Annotated in this window: 2 protein-coding genes; both read left to right on the forward strand. The window is 59.3% G+C overall.

Annotated elements, in window-relative coordinates; genetic code table 11:
* Positions 1-293 precede the first annotated feature (293 nt).
* Positions 294-5,108, forward strand: a complete 4,815-nt coding sequence (locus OR1_RS14735; protein ID WP_082002978.1) for a CxxxxCH/CxxCH domain-containing protein — start codon at positions 294-296, stop codon at positions 5,106-5,108.
* A gap of 62 nt (positions 5,109-5,170) precedes the next feature.
* Positions 5,171-18,751, forward strand: coding sequence for a DUF2341 domain-containing protein (locus OR1_RS14740; protein WP_160295264.1), 13,581 nt, complete (start codon positions 5,171-5,173; stop codon positions 18,749-18,751).
* The last annotated feature ends 7 nt before the right edge of the window (positions 18,752-18,758 follow it).

Raw genomic sequence — 18,758 nt, forward strand, 5'->3', positions numbered from 1 at the left:
CGGTCTTCGATCACCAGAATTGTCCCTTCTTGCGGCCGCGTACCAGTTAAAAGACTTTTATTAACAATTCCACATAATTATATATTCTATTGTTTGGCACCGTACTTGTAATTTCGATATCGGTAACATGTTGATTTTCAAACATTTTTGTAATCTGCCTCTAATCCCGCGCAATCATTAGATTGGTGCCGGAGGAGGAATGCGCAAGCGATATCCATGCGATACAAGAAGGAGCGAACATGGGCGGGCCAAAGAAAGAATGTGCCGCAAACTTCTCTAAATGCTTATTAATTATGACAATTTTGTCAGGATTCATTCTGGCCCCGGTTATATCGCGCGCCGCTATCCAGTGTTATGACTGTCACGGCAACCGGAGCGAGAGCGACTACCGGCCTATCGACTCCCCTGCCAATGATCCGGTTCGGAACGCGGTCACCGGGGCGTTTCCGGGCAGTCACCGGACCCACATAGCCGGTCCGGGAGCTCCGGCAGTCTGCGCTAAATGCCACCCCGGAAGCGAGTCGTACAACACCTCCCACAGAAACGGCCTCATCAGTCTGTCCGGCAATATCAACAACTCAGCCTCCCCAGCAACTTACAACAATTACAGTTACAGCGGTTACTTTCCCCAGACCCCCACCCCCCTGCTCCACAGCTGCACCAATGTGAATTGTCATTTTGAAAAGATCACCCCGGTATGGGGGAGCCCCGCTTACGTTGCCACCAGCGACTGCAACGGTTGTCATGAGTTCCCGCCGGCTGACGGCAGTCATCCAGCAGCATCGGGCTCCGGCACTAAACACCGTGATTATTACGGGGTTGCGACATCCTGCTCGAAGTGCCACCTCGACCATCTGGCATCGGCAGCACCATTTGCCCATGCCACCAGCGCCGGGAAACGCGGACTGTCGGTCCAATTTGCCGCGCCGCCGAACAACGGGGGGAATTATTCCGGGGACGTGAGTTACGCGACCTATCTCAAAAAGCTCCCTAGCGAGCGAAACGGCAGCTGCGCCAACCTTTACTGTCATAGCAACGGCAACAACGGTCCTCCGATAGTGGTACCGACATGGGGGGGCACTCTTCAGGGAGACTGCACAGGATGTCACGCCGGCGGTGGTGCGGAGACCACTCTCGGCGGCCGTCACGGCAGGCATACGGATACAGCACGGTACAACTTCAAATGCGAGCGGTGTCACAAGAATACGGTGGATACCGCCAATACCGTCGTCAACAGGGAACTGCACGTCAACAATGTCAAGGATGTCGCCTTCAAGGAAGGTGGCAGTTACGGTGCCGATAAATCCTGCAACGGCACGTATTGTCACAGCGATGCCCGCAACGGTTTGCCGCGAATCCCGGTGAAATGGTCGGATACCGGCATAACCATGCAGTGCGATTCCTGCCACAAAGGGACGGCAAATGAGAACACCGCCGCAAACTGCGCCTCGACCCAAGGGGTGTGGAGTTCGGCACGGGGGTTCTGCACCCCGCCCCTGACCATGGCCTCCAATGGCCATGACCGCCTGGTCGGATACCGGTGGATCAGAAAATACCCGTGTTACTATTGCCACAACGCCACGGTCACCCGATTCAACACCGTCACCACCTTTACCAGGCATCTGAACGGCTCAAAGGACATAGTCTTCGATCCCAAATGGAACATCGTCGGCAGACCGAACCCGACCTACGATCCGGCTACCAAGCAATGCAGCGACGTTTACTGCCACAGCGACGGCACCACCAATCCCGATGCCGTCCGCAAGTTTGGCTGGAACGAACCCAAGACCAACTGCAATTCATGCCACGGACACCCCCGTGAATCATGTTCCACTGCCGGCTGCCATGACGGCAGGGTAGACGTCATCGGCAAGGTATGGGTGCTCCCTGCGGCATTCGGCAGCATGAGCAGTTACCACTGGCCGCTGGGGCAAGAATGGAAGGCCTCTCTGCCGATGTTCCCGAACCTGGGGGCCGGCAATGCCAGGGCCAATTCCCATCCACGCCATACGGAGACCAATTTCACCTGCGACGAGTGCCATGCGGCAACCATAATCAACGGTTCCTGCACCTCGTGCCATACAACCGGCGTACCTCCGGGGAGCATGACCGAAGTGGCGCACCTGAACGGCGCAGTGCATGTCAACAAGACAAAAGACGTGGTATTCAAACAGGGGGGCTCATACAACCCGGTCTCAAAAATCTGCAGCAACACGGCATGTCACGCCGGCGGTACCGACCCGGTCTGGGGTGGGTCGGTCAACAATTCGGTTATCTGCCTCGGCTGCCACGGCACCTCGAATCCCGACCAGGACAGCTATGTTACCTTCAACGGGACCCGCGCCCGGATAAACCTGTCGCAATGGTATGCAACCGGCCATGGCCGGTACTCCACTTCCGGCCGCTACCCGGTATCAGGGAACCCGGCGGCGAACTTCCCCGGCAACCCATGCTGGTATTGCCACGACAATACGGTCCTGCACAATGACGAAACCAACCTGTTCCGTCTCAGACGACATTCCCAGTTTTCCAACCGTTTTGAAAAGGAATGCGTTTACTGCCACATGAGCGGGCTGGACAGCGAGTGTCTCGGCTGCCACAACAACAAGGAGTCCCTGGCCAAGCAACTGAAGGATATCCCGGCCAACCCTAATGCCGCCTGGCCGGACGGCACCCCGGCAAATCGCCCCGACCATGCCCCGATGGTCTCGGGACAGGTTTCCTGCATAACATCTCAATGCCACTTTATCGATCCGTCAAACCCGACTCACGACATCAAGCTGCACAATTCCGGAGCCGGACTCTGGTCACAAGACCAGAAGGAAGATGTCCGGAACCAGTATATAATGATGGGGGTCTGCCTCAAGTGTCATGACGACGACAGCAGCGGCGAGTGCAACTCCTGCCATACCGCGCCTGCGAACAACCCGTTGAAGTATGCCATCGGGTTCGACCCCGGAACGGGATTCATAAAGCCTAAGAAGGCGCGGGCCTCGTCCGCTCACTTCGGCTACAAGCATTACCGCGAATACAAAGCCAACGGCGTGTGGAAGGGGGGCAAGTTCTGCTGGGACTGCCACGACCCCCACGGCGACAGCAATATCTACATGATTCACGACCAGGTGGCCACAGCAACCGACGGCAAATCGGGTCTGCCGCTGGCCAGGGCACAGGTCTCCTTCACCCGCAAGCAGAGCGGCCTGGACTATGCCAGGACCGTTGCCCCGTACAACGGCATCTGCAACGTCTGCCATGCGCTGCAGGGGGCGAAGCTGAGCAAACACTACGGCAACGATTACGGCGACGGCCACAACTCCAGCAGGGTCTGCACCAACTGCCACCAGCACCGGTTCACTGACAGCCATGCGGAAAATAAGCCCTGCAACAGCTGCCACAACAACAAGCCGGTGCCACGCCATTCAGCCTTCGGCCAGCCGCGCGGATGCACCACCTGCCATACCGGCACGGTCGGGAACCGCGTTGACGTCATGGGACAGTTCAACGGCACCTCGCACCATGTCCAGGGGGTAACTGTTTCGAACAAGCAGTGTTATTCCTGCCATTGGGAAGCAACCCCGGAAGGGCTTATCGATGTCCGCTACCATGAAGGGTACAACTACAAAACTTACACCTCGGTGAAAAACTCCAAGGTGGACCTGGTCGTATGGGGTCCTGGCACCAGACCGGCAACCTACCGGCTTTATTCGACCGCAATCCAGTATACGCCGGCAAAACTGGCCCTCGGCAACATCACCACCGAGCGGCAGGAAGTAGCGAAAATCACCAATCACTGCCTCGGCTGCCACAGCGACCAGAACAACGCCACCCAGCCGTTCGGTGACTGCAAGACCCCGCGTCAGTACGCCTGGGACAGGCAGAGTATTGCCGCCAGGTATTCCCAGACCGGCACGACCGGTTGGGGAAAATACCAGACCAACGGCAAGGGTACAGTAACCAAGGCGCTCTCCGGCCATGGCAATGCCGTTGCCAACCAGGGCGGGTTCGACCCGAACAACGGCACCGACCAGTCCTTTGCCAACACCAGAAACGGCGCCTATAACGTTACCTGCTATGACTGTCACAACTCGCACGGATCCCGCGTGGTCGGAACAACATCAAGCTACGTGACCTTCAACGGCACCAAAAACGGCGCCAACCTGAAGGAAACCCAGGCTGGCAAAGGCGGTTATACCATGTCTTACAAGGCATCCGCCAATTCCGCACCCGACGCGATCAACCCATACAGCGCCGGGGCCGGCCAATGCTTCGACTGCCATCTGACCAGCACCCGCGGAACAACCCCGTGGGGCTACCAATCCACATTCGGCGCCAGCAAGTCGATCAAGGGGTATGTTGATTCGGATATGTTCGGGGCGTCTGCTGCACCCTACATGGATCGCTATCCATACATGAATATGCCGATCAAAGGGGGACACCTCAAGGCATCGAGCTACCTCAACCATTCCACCGCCGGTCAGAACAAGATCAACGGCCTCTGTACCCCGTGTCATGACCCGCATGGAGTGAGCCCATCTCTGGGGAGCAAGCAGGCGTATGCCGTTCCGATGCTCAAGGGAACCTGGATGACAACCCCCTACAGAGAAGATGCCGCCAACCCGGCTACCGGCGGAACAGCGAGCGCTTATGCCGACATCCGCCAGATAGTGACCGAAGACGACAGCAAGTTCGCCGGGCTATGCCTGCGCTGTCACTACAAAAACAACCTGACCAACGGCACCGACCATACCTGGAAGAGCCCGGACAGAATCCACGAATCGGTCAAGGGCTGGAAAACAGCAAACCCCACCATCCAGCACACCTTCACCTGTTCCAAGTGCCATGCTCCGCACACGAGCGGACTGCCTCGGCTCATGGTAACCAACTGCCTCGACTTCAACCACCAAGGTCGTAAGCAAACCGGTGGTTCGGCAGGCTCAGGGAGTTGCACCGGGTGTAATGAGTATAGCGGTAACAACGGCGCCGGCTACGGCGGCGGCAGCTTCCCGCTCGGCGGTGGTGAAGGCGGGGCATCTGCATCCTACATGGTCAACTGCCATCCGACCGGCGCCTGGCCGGACAACAGCTGGAACACGAAAACACCATGGTAAGGCACCGGGTTATGGGTTATGCACCGCAAGATCATTCAGTCAAGCAATTCGGAGGGTATCCGATGAATTTTCCGTTTTTGACCAACGACAGCCGTGACGGTGGTAGAGCTGCTGGAAAACGTCAACTGGCCCGTATCGTAAACCTCATGATGGCTGTTTTCATGCTGCTGTTGCCGCTGTCGGCATTTGGGGCCGGGGGAGACGTTGCCTGGCAACTCGCCGACCAGTTGCCGGGAAAACAGGAGGCGCGGGCCTCGGCAGTCGATAAAGCCGGCAATGTCTTTGCCACCGGCTACCAGAACCTTGCCGCTGGCGTAGATGACGACTATTACACGGTAAAGTTCAAGGCCGACGGCAGCGGCATCGCTTGGCGGGCAACCTATGACCGGGCGCATGGCTCGGACCAGGCCACCTCGATCGTCATCGATTCCGAGGATAACGTCATCGTGACCGGTCATACCTGGAACGGGACCAACTACGATATCCATACGATCAAGTACAGCGGCGAGACCGGCGCAGTACTCTGGCAGCACACCTATAACGGCATTGCCAAAGGCAACGATTACGGAACCGCAATTGCCGTGGACAGCCTGAACAACGTTTATGTCGGCGGATATTCGCAGAACAGCGCCGGAAACGAGGATTATATCCTGCTGAAGTACTCGGCCACCGGCCCTAATCCGGACGGCACCCCGCTTTGGACGGCCATTGCCCATGGCACGGCAGCCGGAGCCAACAAGATTGCCTCAGTGGCAACCGGCAGTGACGGAGTCGCTGTAACCGGTCAATCGTGGAACGGCACTGCATTCAACATCCTTACCCTGAAGTACGACTTCAGCGGCACCAAGCTGTGGGAGCGCACCTACTCTACCGGCGCCGCAAATCCGTGCCTTGGCGGGTATGTCAGGATGAATACAGGCGGTGACCTGTTCATTACCGGGTCGGCCTCGAACGGCCTGGACCTGGATATCTATACGGCCCGGTACAATGGGGCCACCGGGGAGCCGGTATGGGAAAGGACTTACAACGGCGCCTTTGACGACGAACCGAGCGGATTGGTGATCGGACCCGACAGCAATGTCTACATCACCGGCTACACCTGGACCATGACCTCCCAGAACGATTTCTACACCGCCAAATACGACGGCGCCACCGGCGCCGTGATCTGGGAGAAAAACTTCAACTCCAACAACGGTAACGACGACATCGCCTCCCCGACCGGGATTGTCCTTGACCCGCTGGGCGACCTGTTTGTAACCGGTTTTACCGTTGCCGACAAGAATTACGACTTCCAGACCATCAAATACAAGAAAGACAACGGCACCCTGCTCTGGAACAGCAGACTGAACGGGGCGGCCAACCTGAACGAACGGCCGGCCGGTATTGGGCTTTCTCCTACGGGAGAACTGCTGGTATCCGGATGGTCTGACAGCGGCGCCAACGGGGTTGATTTCCTGGTGGTAAAATACGATCCCGGCCTGCTCGACCCGCCGACGGCCCTTACCGCCCAGGCCGTTACCAACAGCAGCGTGGACCTCTCCTGGGTAGACAACTCCGGCAATGAAGACGGATTCCGTATCGAACGGTGCGCAAACCAGGGGTGCACGGATTTCTCGGAAATCGCCACAACGGCTGCAGGTGTCACGGCGCATACCGATACCGGCCTCGACCCCAACACCTATTACTCGTACCGCGTCAGGGGAGTCAGCAGTGCCAGTGGCTACTCGCACTACAGCAACGTGGCCACGTCCCTGACGGTTGTCGTCAGCTTTGTCGCCCCGGTATCGCCCTATGTTTACAGCGGGTTAGCGGGCAAGGATGATTTCGCCAACGCCATTGCAGTCGGCCCGGACAACAATCCGGTCATAGCCGGCCAGAGCAACGATTATCCGGCAGGATACAGTTCCGGGGAGACCTCGTTCGACTACCTGCTGCTGAAACTCGACCGTACCGCTATGAATGCGCTCTGGACAGATCGCTACAATGACCCGACCGACGCTTCCGACATCGCTACCTGCGTGGCCGTGGACCGGAACAACAGCATCGTGGTCTCCGGTTATGCCACTCTGCACAACGGCGCCAGCAACGACGTCAACTCGCTGTACACGATGAGGTACGCAGCCGCCGGCCCTCCGGCACTGTCGGCTGACCAGTACAACGGCCCGGTGCCGGGCGGAGCCACGGATGACCGCGCCATTGCCGTTGCCATCGCCTCGGCATCCGACAGTTCCAACAACGTGGTGGTCGTGGGGTACGGGAAAAATATCGATTCCAACGACGACATCTATGTCATCAAGTACAATCCGGACGGGAGCCGGGCCTGGGTTGCCACGCCGTTTGACGGGAACCAGGGGGATGACTTCCCGACAACGGTAATCCTGGCGCTTGACGGCAGCGTCTTTGTTGCCGGGTACAGCGAAACCGGCCCCAATACCAATATCCACAGATATTTCGTCTCCAAGTACAACGGCGCTACCGGCGCCAGAATCTGGACCGACCTGTCAAGCATTGTGCCTGGAGGAGACAGCAGGTTCAACAGCCTGGCCCTTGACAGCGCTGGTGATCTTTATGTCACCGGGTTTGCGGTCAACGCCTCGGGCAATAAAGATTTTTACACGGTCAAATACAGCGGCACAGCAGCAACGGCACAACAGATCTGGACCAGGACGTTTGACGGCTCAGCCCATGGCGACGACGAGGCAGTAGCTGTCAGGGTAGATCCGGTCGATGACGCGGTCGTCGTGGGGGGAACCACGCTCAGCGGCAGTGAAAACCATGACATTACCGTGGTCAAGTACAGCTCTGCCGGTGACCAGCTCTGGTCGAAGATCTACCAGCGCCCCGCCAACGACGATTTTGCCAAGGCGATGGGGATCGATTCCAACGGCAATATTTACCTGACCGGTAACACCAGCAACGGTTTTTCCACCGACAGCCTGACAGTCAAATTCGACAATCTGGGGAACATCAGTTCCGCGACACTCTACAACGGCTCTGCCAACAGTTACGATGAATCGACGGCACTGGTCGTCAACTCCCTCGATGAGGTTTTTGTCGCAGGTTACACGGAAAACGCCTCCGGAAGCGCCGATGCCCTGGTTTACAAGATTGCCCCGGACAACACGAAACCGTCAGTCCCCCGCACTCTGACTGCGGTTCCCGGCTATGCGGCCGTTGCCCTGACCTGGGCGGACGTCGCCTCCGTCAAGGACGGCTTCAAGATCGAAAGAAAGGTGGGGAACTGTTCCTCCGCAAACGGCAACCCCTGGACCCCTCTCGCGTCCGTACCGGCCACGACCCTTACCTATACTGATTCCGGTCTGAATCCAGGGGCAACATACTGCTATCACGTCCAGACCTACCTGACCAGCGGCGAATCATCGCGCTGGAAGGCAGCCCAGACAACCACTCTTGTCCCGAGCAGCCCGGCCAACATTTCCGCCACGGTAATCAACACGACCAAGGTCAATCTGGCCTGGTCCGACAACACCTCCGGAGAGACCGGCTTCCGGGTCGAACGGTGCAGCGGCCCATCCTGTGCCGATTTCAGCCAGATAGGCACCGTGGCCCCTAATGTCGCCAGTTACTCGGACAGCTCCGCCTGCAACGGTACCAGCTACCTGTACCGGATTCTGGCGTACGGCTCCGGGTGGGAGTCTCCTGCAGGCACCCTGGCAGCGGCGGTAACAACCCCGGTCGCGGTTGCGCCGCTCATCACGGCGACCAGGATTTCGGAAGTCGAGATCGATCTTTCCTGGAACGATCCGAACAGCGACGAGACCGGTTACATAGTTGAGCGGTGTGACGGTGCCGGCTGCAGCGATTTCGAGCCGGTCACCACCCTTGTCCCGAATTCGACGCAGTTCAAGAACACCGGACTCACCGGCAACAGCTCCTATTCCTACCGGGTAAAGGGGTACAAGACCGACAACTGCAGTTGGGAAACATACAGCAACATTGCCTCGGCAACGACCACTATCAACCCGCCGAGCGGCCTGACGGCAAATGCAGGGAACAGCACTGCAGTCAACCTTTCCTGGACCGACAATACCGTGAGCGAAACCGGTTTCCAGGTCGAAAAGTGCGTCGGCAGCGGCTGCGTAATATTCGGCCAGATCGGCAGCGCCGGGTCCAATGTCACAAACTTCTCGGACAGCACGGCCTGCGCAGGGGAGACTGCCACCTTCCGGGTCAAGGCCACCCGGGGGTCGGTGACGCTGTCAAACGGCAACAACGGTTGCTGGACCAGGAGAACACCCCTTACGGTGAGCAATTTTCAGCCCAACTTCCAGATGCGGCTGACTGTTCCTTATGACAGCGACATGCAGGGCAGTTTTGCCGACCTGAGATTCCTGGACAACAATGCCAATCTCGAAATCCCCTACTGGATCGAAGACAAGGTGGACGGGGTTTCCGCAACGATCTGGATCAAGACCGGCAATAACAACTCCTTATCCATGTATTTCGGCAATGCCGCTGCCACCAGTTCGAGTAGCGGGGTAGAGGTATTCGAGTTCTTCGACGAATTCAACGGCACACTGGACAGTGCCAGGTGGCAGGCAACGGGCGCTGCCTCTGTTGCCGGCGGCGCGCTGAGGATCGATTCCGGTGCAGTCTACAGCAACGCCACTGCTGTCTCCTCACCACAGAACCGCGTGTTCGAGATGAAAAGCCAGTGGCTGACCGGCGCAAATGCGTCTTCCGGACTCAGTATCGCCAACGCCAGGTCAACCCAGTTGAGCAACGCCGGGTCCAATCCGCTCGTTTCGTTCGTTACCGATAACGGATCGACCGCCAATCTGCTCGCCTATGGCGCCAACGGTGCCGCCGCCTCATACAATATCGCCAGCGGCACGCAAACAACCACCATTTCGACCGGAACCGCTCTCTACAACCCATTCCTGGCCAACGGCCAGAACACCCGTGTGCCTGCGAGCGGGGTCTGGTCGCCGCCGGGCGGGGGGGATATCACGAGAATCCACGTCGTATCGCAATCGGAAACTGGATATGACTATTTCTATGTCTACAATGCGGCCGGAACACTGCTGGGGACCTATAACGGCACCGTCAACCAGTGGGTCGATATTGCGCCCACAACCGGGTTATACACAGTTTTCCATACCGATGGCAGTGTCCAGTACGGTGTTGGCGGGAATGTGACCGAAGTGTTAGTGAGCGGCATCTCCCCGGTCAATGCCCTCAACAGTTACCGGATCGTCGGCTACGAATTCCGTGATAACAGCGCCATCAGTTATTTCGTCAAAGAGACGAACTACAGCGAAGTAACCCGTAAGAGCTATTCCGGAACCTGGAACGTACCGTCATTTCTCTGGCTCGGTTACCTGACCGGTTCAACCGCAGGAACTACTGCTATCGACAACATGCTCGTCGACTGGGTGCGGGTGCGCCGGTATGCAGCCACAGAACCGACAGCGGTTTTCGGCAGCAAGGAATCTTCGGCATGCTTCACCTTCGCCTCCCCCTGGGAAGGCGCTTACTCCAACACCGCGACAGCAACCACCCCGACACCTTCTACGCCGGTGCTGTCGGCTGCCAGGGCGCACGAAAGCCAGATAAATCTCTCCTGGAGCGACACCAACAGCGACCGGACCGGTTTCCGCCTCTGGAGATGCAGCGGAGCAGGTTGTTCCGATTTCAGCCAGACCGGCGGCATTCTTACAACCACAACCTACAGCGACAGCGGCCTTACCCCGAACACGGAATACCATTATTATGTAGAAACCTTCAAAACCGCCTCCTGCGGCTGGTCACGACCAAGCGCCCAGGCAAGCGCCACTACCACCCTCCTGGAACCGAACAACATTACCGTCACGGCCAACAGCACCACCCAGATCACCCTGGGCTGGGGGGACAGAACAGGCTCAGAGACCGGCTTCAAGGTCTTCCGGTGCCAGGGGAGCGGCTGCTCGGATTTCGCCCTGATCGGTACCGCGGCTGCCAACGCTACCGGCTACAGCGATACCACGGTTGCCGAAAACAGCGCCTACCGGTACCAGGTACAGGCGACAAACAGCACTCTTGGCTGGGACAGCCTGCCGAGCGCAGCAGTGGAAAGGTCCACCCCGGCCGCCTCGGCACCGGTCCTCTCCTCGGTAAACCGGGTATCCGAAGTGCAGCTGCAGGTCACCTGGAGCGACAGTAATACTGACCGTACCGGCTTCAGGCTGTTCCGCTGTGCCGGAGTGGGCTGCTCGGACTTCACCCAGGTGGGGGGCGTCATTACGGCAACGAGCTACACCGATACCGGACTGACTTCGGGTAACAGCTACAGCTACTACGTCGAGAGTTTCAAGACCGCTACCTCCGGCTGGGCCAAGCAGAGCGGCCAGCTATCTGCCGGCACGACGCTGCTCGAACCGGCGAACCTGACAGCAACCAGCGGTGCAACCACCCAGGTAAGCCTGAGCTGGACCCGGACCACGGCCAATGAAACCGGGTTCTCCGTCGAACGGTGTGCAGGGATTGGCTGCAGCGATTTTGTCCAGGTCGGCACAGCTGCAGCAGCGAGCAGTGGATATTCCGACACGTCGGTCTGCAGCGGCATTACCTACAGCTACCGGGTCAAGGCGGTCAACAGCTCGGTGCCGTGGGAGACCGGATTCAGCAGTGTGGCCACAACCGTAACCAGCGGCATTACCAATTTCCTGCCTGACGCCGGTTTTGAAAATGCCGTATCCGGCTGGACTACGGCTGTCACCACCCTGACCGGTACGGAAATCGATACGACGACCGTGCATGACGGCGCAAGGAGCCTCAAAATAACGGCCACCGGGTCGCAACTCGGCAGGTCACAGTCGCTTGCCGTCACGCCTGGTCGGCAGTATACCCTTTCCGGCTACCTGAATACCGCCCTGACCAGCGGTACTGCCCAGTGCGATGTTTATGGGACCGGGATCGATTCCCCCGGAATCGCCATCGCCTATGACAGCCCCAACAACAACACCGGCTGGGTCCAGTTGAGCGAAACCGTGGCGATCCCGGCCGGCACCGGCAGCGTAAGTATCCGCTGCTTTGCATCAGGCTCGCCGCAGGGAACGGCCTACTTTGATACCATACAATTCGTTCCGGCAGATTTCGTGCTTTCCGCCACCAGAAGTTCCGAACGGCAGGTAAATCTATCCTGGCTCGACAGCGTCGTAGACGAGACCGGTTACAAGATCGAGCGGTGCAGCGGTTCCGGCTGCTCGGATTTCAGCCAGATCGGCACGACCGGCGCCAATGTGACCAATCACAGTGACTCGTCGCTAGCCGCCAACACCACCTACACCTACCGGGTAAGAGGCTACCGGACTGCAAGCTGCGGCTGGGATGGCTCTTACAGCACCACAGCAGTCGCAACCACCACGATCACACCGCCCGGCAACCTGAGCGCCACTCCGGTCAATACGACCACAATAAACCTTGCCTGGAACGACAATACCGTTTCCGAGACAGGGTTCGTGATCATGCGCTGCAGCGGCACCGACTGCACAGATTTCTCGCAGCTTACGATCACGGCCGCCAATGCCACCTCCTATCCCGACAACTCGGTGGTTAACGGCACTACTTACCGTTACCAGGTCAGGGCAACCAACTCCACCGTCCCCTGGGATTCGGATTACAGCAGCATAGCCGGGGCCGCCACAACCGCACCGACAGCCCCTTCGGCCCTGAGCGCCATTGAGGGAAGCGACGAGACCAGAATCAACCTGACCTGGACCGACAACGCCGGCGATGAAACCGGGTACAAGATCGAACGGTGCGAAGGGGCCGGATGTGCCAATTTCAGCCAGGTCGGCAGCAATCTGTCAGCAAACAGCGTCTCCTACAGCGATACCGGGCTGAAGGGAAATACCGGCTATAGCTACCGGGTCTCGGCCTTCAAGACCGGCACCAACGGGTGGACCGCAAGCAGCACTGTCTCGGCAACCACCGTTGTTGCGGCCCCAACCGGATTGACGGCAACGCCGACCAGCACCACCAGTGTCAACCTGGCCTGGACGGATAAAACCGGGTCGGAGACCGGCTTCGTGGTCGAACGGTGTACCGGCGCAGGTTGCACCGACTTCAGCCAGCTCTATCTGACAGCCGCCAATGCCGCCTCCTATCTGGACAGCTCGGCGGCAAGTGATACGGTCTACCGTTACCAGATCCGGGCGACCAACAGTACCGTCCCATGGGATACGGCATACACCGGCATCGCCACCGCCACCACCCCGAAGCCGTTGCCGCCCGCTTCGTTGTCTGCGGCGCGCGGTACCAATGAAACAAGGATGAATCTTAGCTGGACCGACAGCACCAGTGATGAAACCGGGTACAAGGTCGAACGGTGCGAAGGGGCCGGCTGCTCGGATTTCAGCCAGATCGGCAGCAATCTGGCCGCCAACAGCGCCTCTTACATCGATACGGCGCTCAAGGGTAACACCAGTTACAGTTACCGGGTCTCGGCCTTCAAGACCGCTACCAACGGCTGGAGTGTGAGCAGCGTGGTAACTGCAACCACCACGCTCATCGCCCCTGCCTCCCTTGCCGCAGCGGCGCCGAATTCCGCCCAGGTAAACCTGACCTGGGCAGACAACTCCGGCTCCGAAACCGGCTTTAAGATCGAGCGGTGCACCGGCGCCGGTTGCACCTTCAGCGGTCCGGAGATCGCCACTGCGACCGCCAACGCCATATCCTACAGTGACACAACCGTGGTCAGCGGCACCACCTACCAGTACCGCATCCGGGCCACCAACTCCACAGTGCCGTGGGATTCGGACTACAGCGGCACCGCTGTGGTCACGACCCCGTCCCAGGGAAATCCGTCGGCCCTTGCCGCCACCTTTACCGGAACCAGGGTAACAGTAACCTGGACCAGGAATACAGTGGACGAGACCGGTTTCTACATCCAGAGATGTACCGGCAGCAGCTGCCTGGACCAGGATTATAGCCAGATCGGCCAGGTAGGGAGCGGTGTGACCAGTTACCAGGACAATACGGTCTGCGGCGGCACCACCTACAGCTACCGGGTCTCGGCATACCGGACCTCCTACTACACCACCCCTTACAGCGCCCCGGTAACGGTGACCCCGGCCCCGACCCTGCCGGTCCTGACCGCGACGCGCATTTCCGAGGCTCAGTTGAATCTCTCCTGGACCGATGCCAACAGCGACCGGAACGGTTTCCGGGTCGAGCGCTGCCTTGGCGCAGGGTGCAGCAATTTTGTCACCATTGCCGACAATCTAGCGGCCAATACGCTCAGCTATGCCAATTCCGGACTGCTCCCAGACTTCAGCTACAGCTATCGGGTCAGGAGCTTCAACAATACGGCAACCTGTGGCTGGGAATCCGCCAGTGCCATCGCTACCCAGACCACCACGATCGCGACACCCGGCTCTCTGACTGCCCTGGCCGCCGGCACCAGCCAGATTGCCCTTTCCTGGACCGATACGACGGCTACAGAGACCGGCTTCCGGATCGAGCGCTGTACCGGCACCGGCTGCTCAGTGTTTACCGAAATCGCCACAACGGCTGCCGGCGCAGTGAGCTGGTCCGATACCGGCCTGACCAGCGGCACGAGTTACAGCTACCGGATTCGGGCGACAAAAACAACAGCGTATGCCTGGGACTCCGGATACAGCAACACCGCCTCGGCAACCACCCAGAACGCTCCGGCGCCGCCAACCGGTCTGACGGCCCAGTCCGCGTCAGCCAGCCTGATCAACCTGGCCTGGAGCGACACCTCGGCTCCGGATGGCTACTACATCGAGCGCTGCGCCGGTGCGAACTGCTCTATGTTCGCCCAGATCGCCGCTGTCGGGGCAACGCCGCGCAGTTACGGCAACTCCGGGCTGGCAGCGACAACGACGTACTGTTACCGGGTACGCGGCTACAAGACCGGCGTCTGGACTACCGGATACAGTTCCACCGTCTGCAGCGCAACGGCTATTGATTCGCCGACCACACTGACCGCCACCCCCCTCAATTCCCAGACAGTGCAGCTGACCTGGGAGGACGGAACCGCGGATGTCAACGGGTTCAACCTCGAAACCCTGCTCTGGAACGGGGAATGGGCCGTGGTCGCCAGCCTGGGGGCGGATACCGTCTCCTACATCGACACCATCGGCATTGAACCGCAGAAAACATACACCTATCGCATCAGATCGTTTGCCGGGGCCCAGTATTCGGCCTACAGCAATCTTGCCCCGGTCATAACCCCGGCGTACCTGCCGTCGGACGGGACCTGCATCACCACAGACCTCAATGCCCCGACGATCACTTCCACACCGGTCACAACAGTCAGCGAGGGTGCTTCGTACTCGTACCAGGTGACCGCCACTGCCGTGGGGAACAGGACCCTGTCATATTCCCTGGCGATAAAACCGGCAGGCATGACCATCTCCCCGGCCGGTCTGGTGAGCTGGACCCCGCTCTACAGCCAGTCCGGCAATCAGAACGTCACGGTACGGGTCGTTGATTCCGGCGGGCACATGGTTGAGCAGCATTATGCGATCAGCGTCGCCAACCAGAACAGCGAGCCGGTCATCAGTTCTACGCCGGTAACGAGTGCGGTGGAACTCCACCCCTACAGCTATCAGGTCATTGCCGCCGACCCTCAAGGCGACCCGCTCTCGTACACGCTCGTGACCGCGCCTGCAGGAATGACCGTCTCGGCAACCGGCCTTCTGACCTGGACCCCGACCGTTATCCAGTATGGTGCCAATCCGGTCACCGTCCGGGCCAGCGACGGGAGCCTCTCTGCTGAGCAGAGCTTTACCATCGATGTCGGGTACAACCAGACGCCGGTCATATCGTCATCACCGGTGACCGTTGCTGCGGACGGCGCGGCATACAGCTATCAGGTCGTGGCCTCAGACCCGGACAACGATCCGCTGACCTACAGCCTCATTGCCGCACCGAGCGGGATGACCGTCTCCGCCTCCGGCCTGCTCAGCTGGACCCCGACCAAGGCCCAGGCCGACGCCGGGAGCCACCCGGTTTCACTCCAGGTAAGCGACGGCTCACTGAGCGCGATCCAGGAGTTCACGGTCACGGTCAGCGTCAACCATACGCCGATCATCAGCTCCACCCCGCCGACAACCGCATCAGAAGGGGTGCAATACTCCTACAGCCTGGCAGCCTATGCCCCGGTATCCGGCGACACCCTCACCTACTCGCTGACTACCGCACCGGTTGGTATGACCATATCCACAGCCGGAGTGGTGACCTGGACGCCGTCGGCAGGCCAGGGAGGAACGGCCATCCCGGTAACCGTTGCCGTTCAGGCAGGGGGAGCCGCCGCCACCCAGTCCTTTACGGTATCGGCCCCGTTCATTGCCGCTCCGGCAACCCAGCGCGCGTCGGTCGGTGCGGCGTACAGCCTGTCTGCAACCGCCAACGCCGCCGGCAGGACCGGAACCATTGTCTACAGCCTCACGGCATCACCGACCGGCATGACGATCAATGCCAGCACCGGCGCCATCAGCTGGACGCCGGCCAGCGGGCAGACCGGCAGCAATACGGTCACTGTCAAGGCGACCATCGGTTCCTATACGCCGCCGCTCTATGCCACCCGGACCTTTACCGTTTCCGTGCCGTCAATTACCTCCACAGCCACGGCAACTGCTGCAGTCGGCAAACCATACAGCTATACCCCGGTTGCCGTCGATCCGGCCGGCGGAACCTTTACCTATGCGCTCACGACAGCCCCATCAGGGATGACGATCAATGCGACCTCCGGGGCAGTGAGCTGGACACCGGCCACCGGCCAGGGTGGGAATGCCGTGCCGGTCACCCTGACCGCAACAGTCGGCACAGCAGTTGCCAGCCAGCAGTTCACGATCTCAACCGTTGCAATAACCTCGTCTCCGGCCACGACAGCCGCAACCGGCAACAACTACAGCTACCAGGCCGTTGCTACCGGCGCCGCGCTCACCTACGCACTCGACGCCGCACCCACCGGCATGACCGTCTCCGCCACCGGACTGGTGACCTGGACGCCGAGCGAGGCGCAGCTGGGGAGCAACCCGGTGACCGTGCGGGCCACAACCGGCGGGGCATCCTATTACACGCAATCGTTCACCATAACGGTATCGGCGCCACCACCGGCGCCGGCGGCTCCGATCCTGATCCCGACAACCGGCGTGGGCGGCGTCTGGTGCTCAGCATTGCACAGCTTCAGCTGGACTGGCGTTACCCCGCAGGATACCGATCCTGTCTACTACAATGTCCAGCTCGATACCTCCCCTTCCTTCAACAGCGCTAGCCTGGTCCAATCGGGGTGGATCTCTGCCACAACCTGGAACTATTATCTCGGCTCCACCAACACTACCTGGTACTGGCGCGTGCAGTCACGGGACAACGGCCACATAAGCCAGGTCTCCCCCTGGTCGACGACCGGAACCTTTACCGATGGCGAATACTATTGGGACTGCAGCTGTGACGGCAGCTGCACCAGTTCCAGCTGCCCGCTGGTCTACTCCTATAACGGAACGGAATACGGGTACGAATCGGACCTGCAGGGGCCGGCAATCTCCCAGATCAAGAAGGGGGCCAGAAACGTTACACTCTACCAGCCGTCATACATGGTGCTGGAAGGGCTGGCCCCCGATGCGAACAATCAATACCGGGTGAAGATCTGGGAATCCCTGGAAGAAGCGACCTTGTTGGATGAGGCGAAGCTACTAGCGATTGACTACCCTGACGGTTATGAAATCGTCTCCTCAAGCGCGGAGAACACCTACTATTACGGCTACGCCAATCCGTTCCGGATCTATACCCTCAAGGATCCGGTGCTGCCGCTGACCGCCAGCGACAAGAACGGTAACGACATCAAGGCGCTGCTTCTCAACGTGGATGACAACCCAGCACCGATGACTCCGGACGATCCCGACAACTTCTACACCCTGGACTTCGGAACCGTGCAGCATCCGGAATACGCAAAGCTGGTGATCGACGGTTGGCAGATCATCAACTCCAAGATTTACCTGTCAACCGTAACCATCCAGCCTTACATTGAGGTTGTCAATGCCTCCGGCGCCTGGGTCAAGGTCAAAACCTTCGGCATGCCGGCAGGCGACCTGAAGACCATGGTCGTTGATCTCGCCAACAGCTTCCTAAGCAATGACCACCGTATCAGACTGCATCTGGGGATCAAGAAGGCCCAGGTATGGGTTGTCGACAGGGTCAGGCTCGACGACTCCTCACCGGTTTCCGTCTCCACACAGGAACTGCAAGCTTCTGTAGCTGATCTGCAGATGGAGGGACACGCCATCCAGGCAATGAATACGACCCAGCACCGTATTCTCGTTGGGGATAACCTGCCGCTCAGACCTGATTATTACGGTTACGGCAATTTCACCAGGTACGGTGACGTGAAGGATCTGCTGACACAGAGGGACGACAAATATGTCCTGATGAACTACGCCGACAAGCTAGAATTGAAATTCCCGGCCCTGTCGGCACCTCAAACCGGTATGACCAGAGGATTTATCCTCAAGGCCGACCTGTATTACAAGGAATTCAAGGAATATAACCTGCTCGAACCGCTGCCGTTCCATGCAATGAGCGATTACCCGTATCCCACCACCGAGAGTTACCCCCAGGATGCGGAGCATACGCTCTATCAGCAGCAGTACAACACGCGGCAGGTTCTGCCATGAGATTCCG

The sequence above is a fragment of the Geobacter sp. OR-1 genome (assembly GCF_000813145.1).
In the GTDB taxonomy this organism is placed as follows: Bacteria; Desulfobacterota; Desulfuromonadia; order Geobacterales; family DSM-12255; genus Geoanaerobacter.

Excerpts from the sequence above, each read along its gene's own strand:
- OR1_RS14735 (WP_082002978.1), top strand. The coding sequence starts at position 294 with ATGACAATTTTGTCAGGATTCATTCTGGCCCCGGTTATATCGCGCGCC.
- OR1_RS14740 (WP_160295264.1), top strand. The coding sequence starts at position 5,171 with ATGAATTTTCCGTTTTTGACCAACGACAGCCGTGACGGTGGTAGAGCT.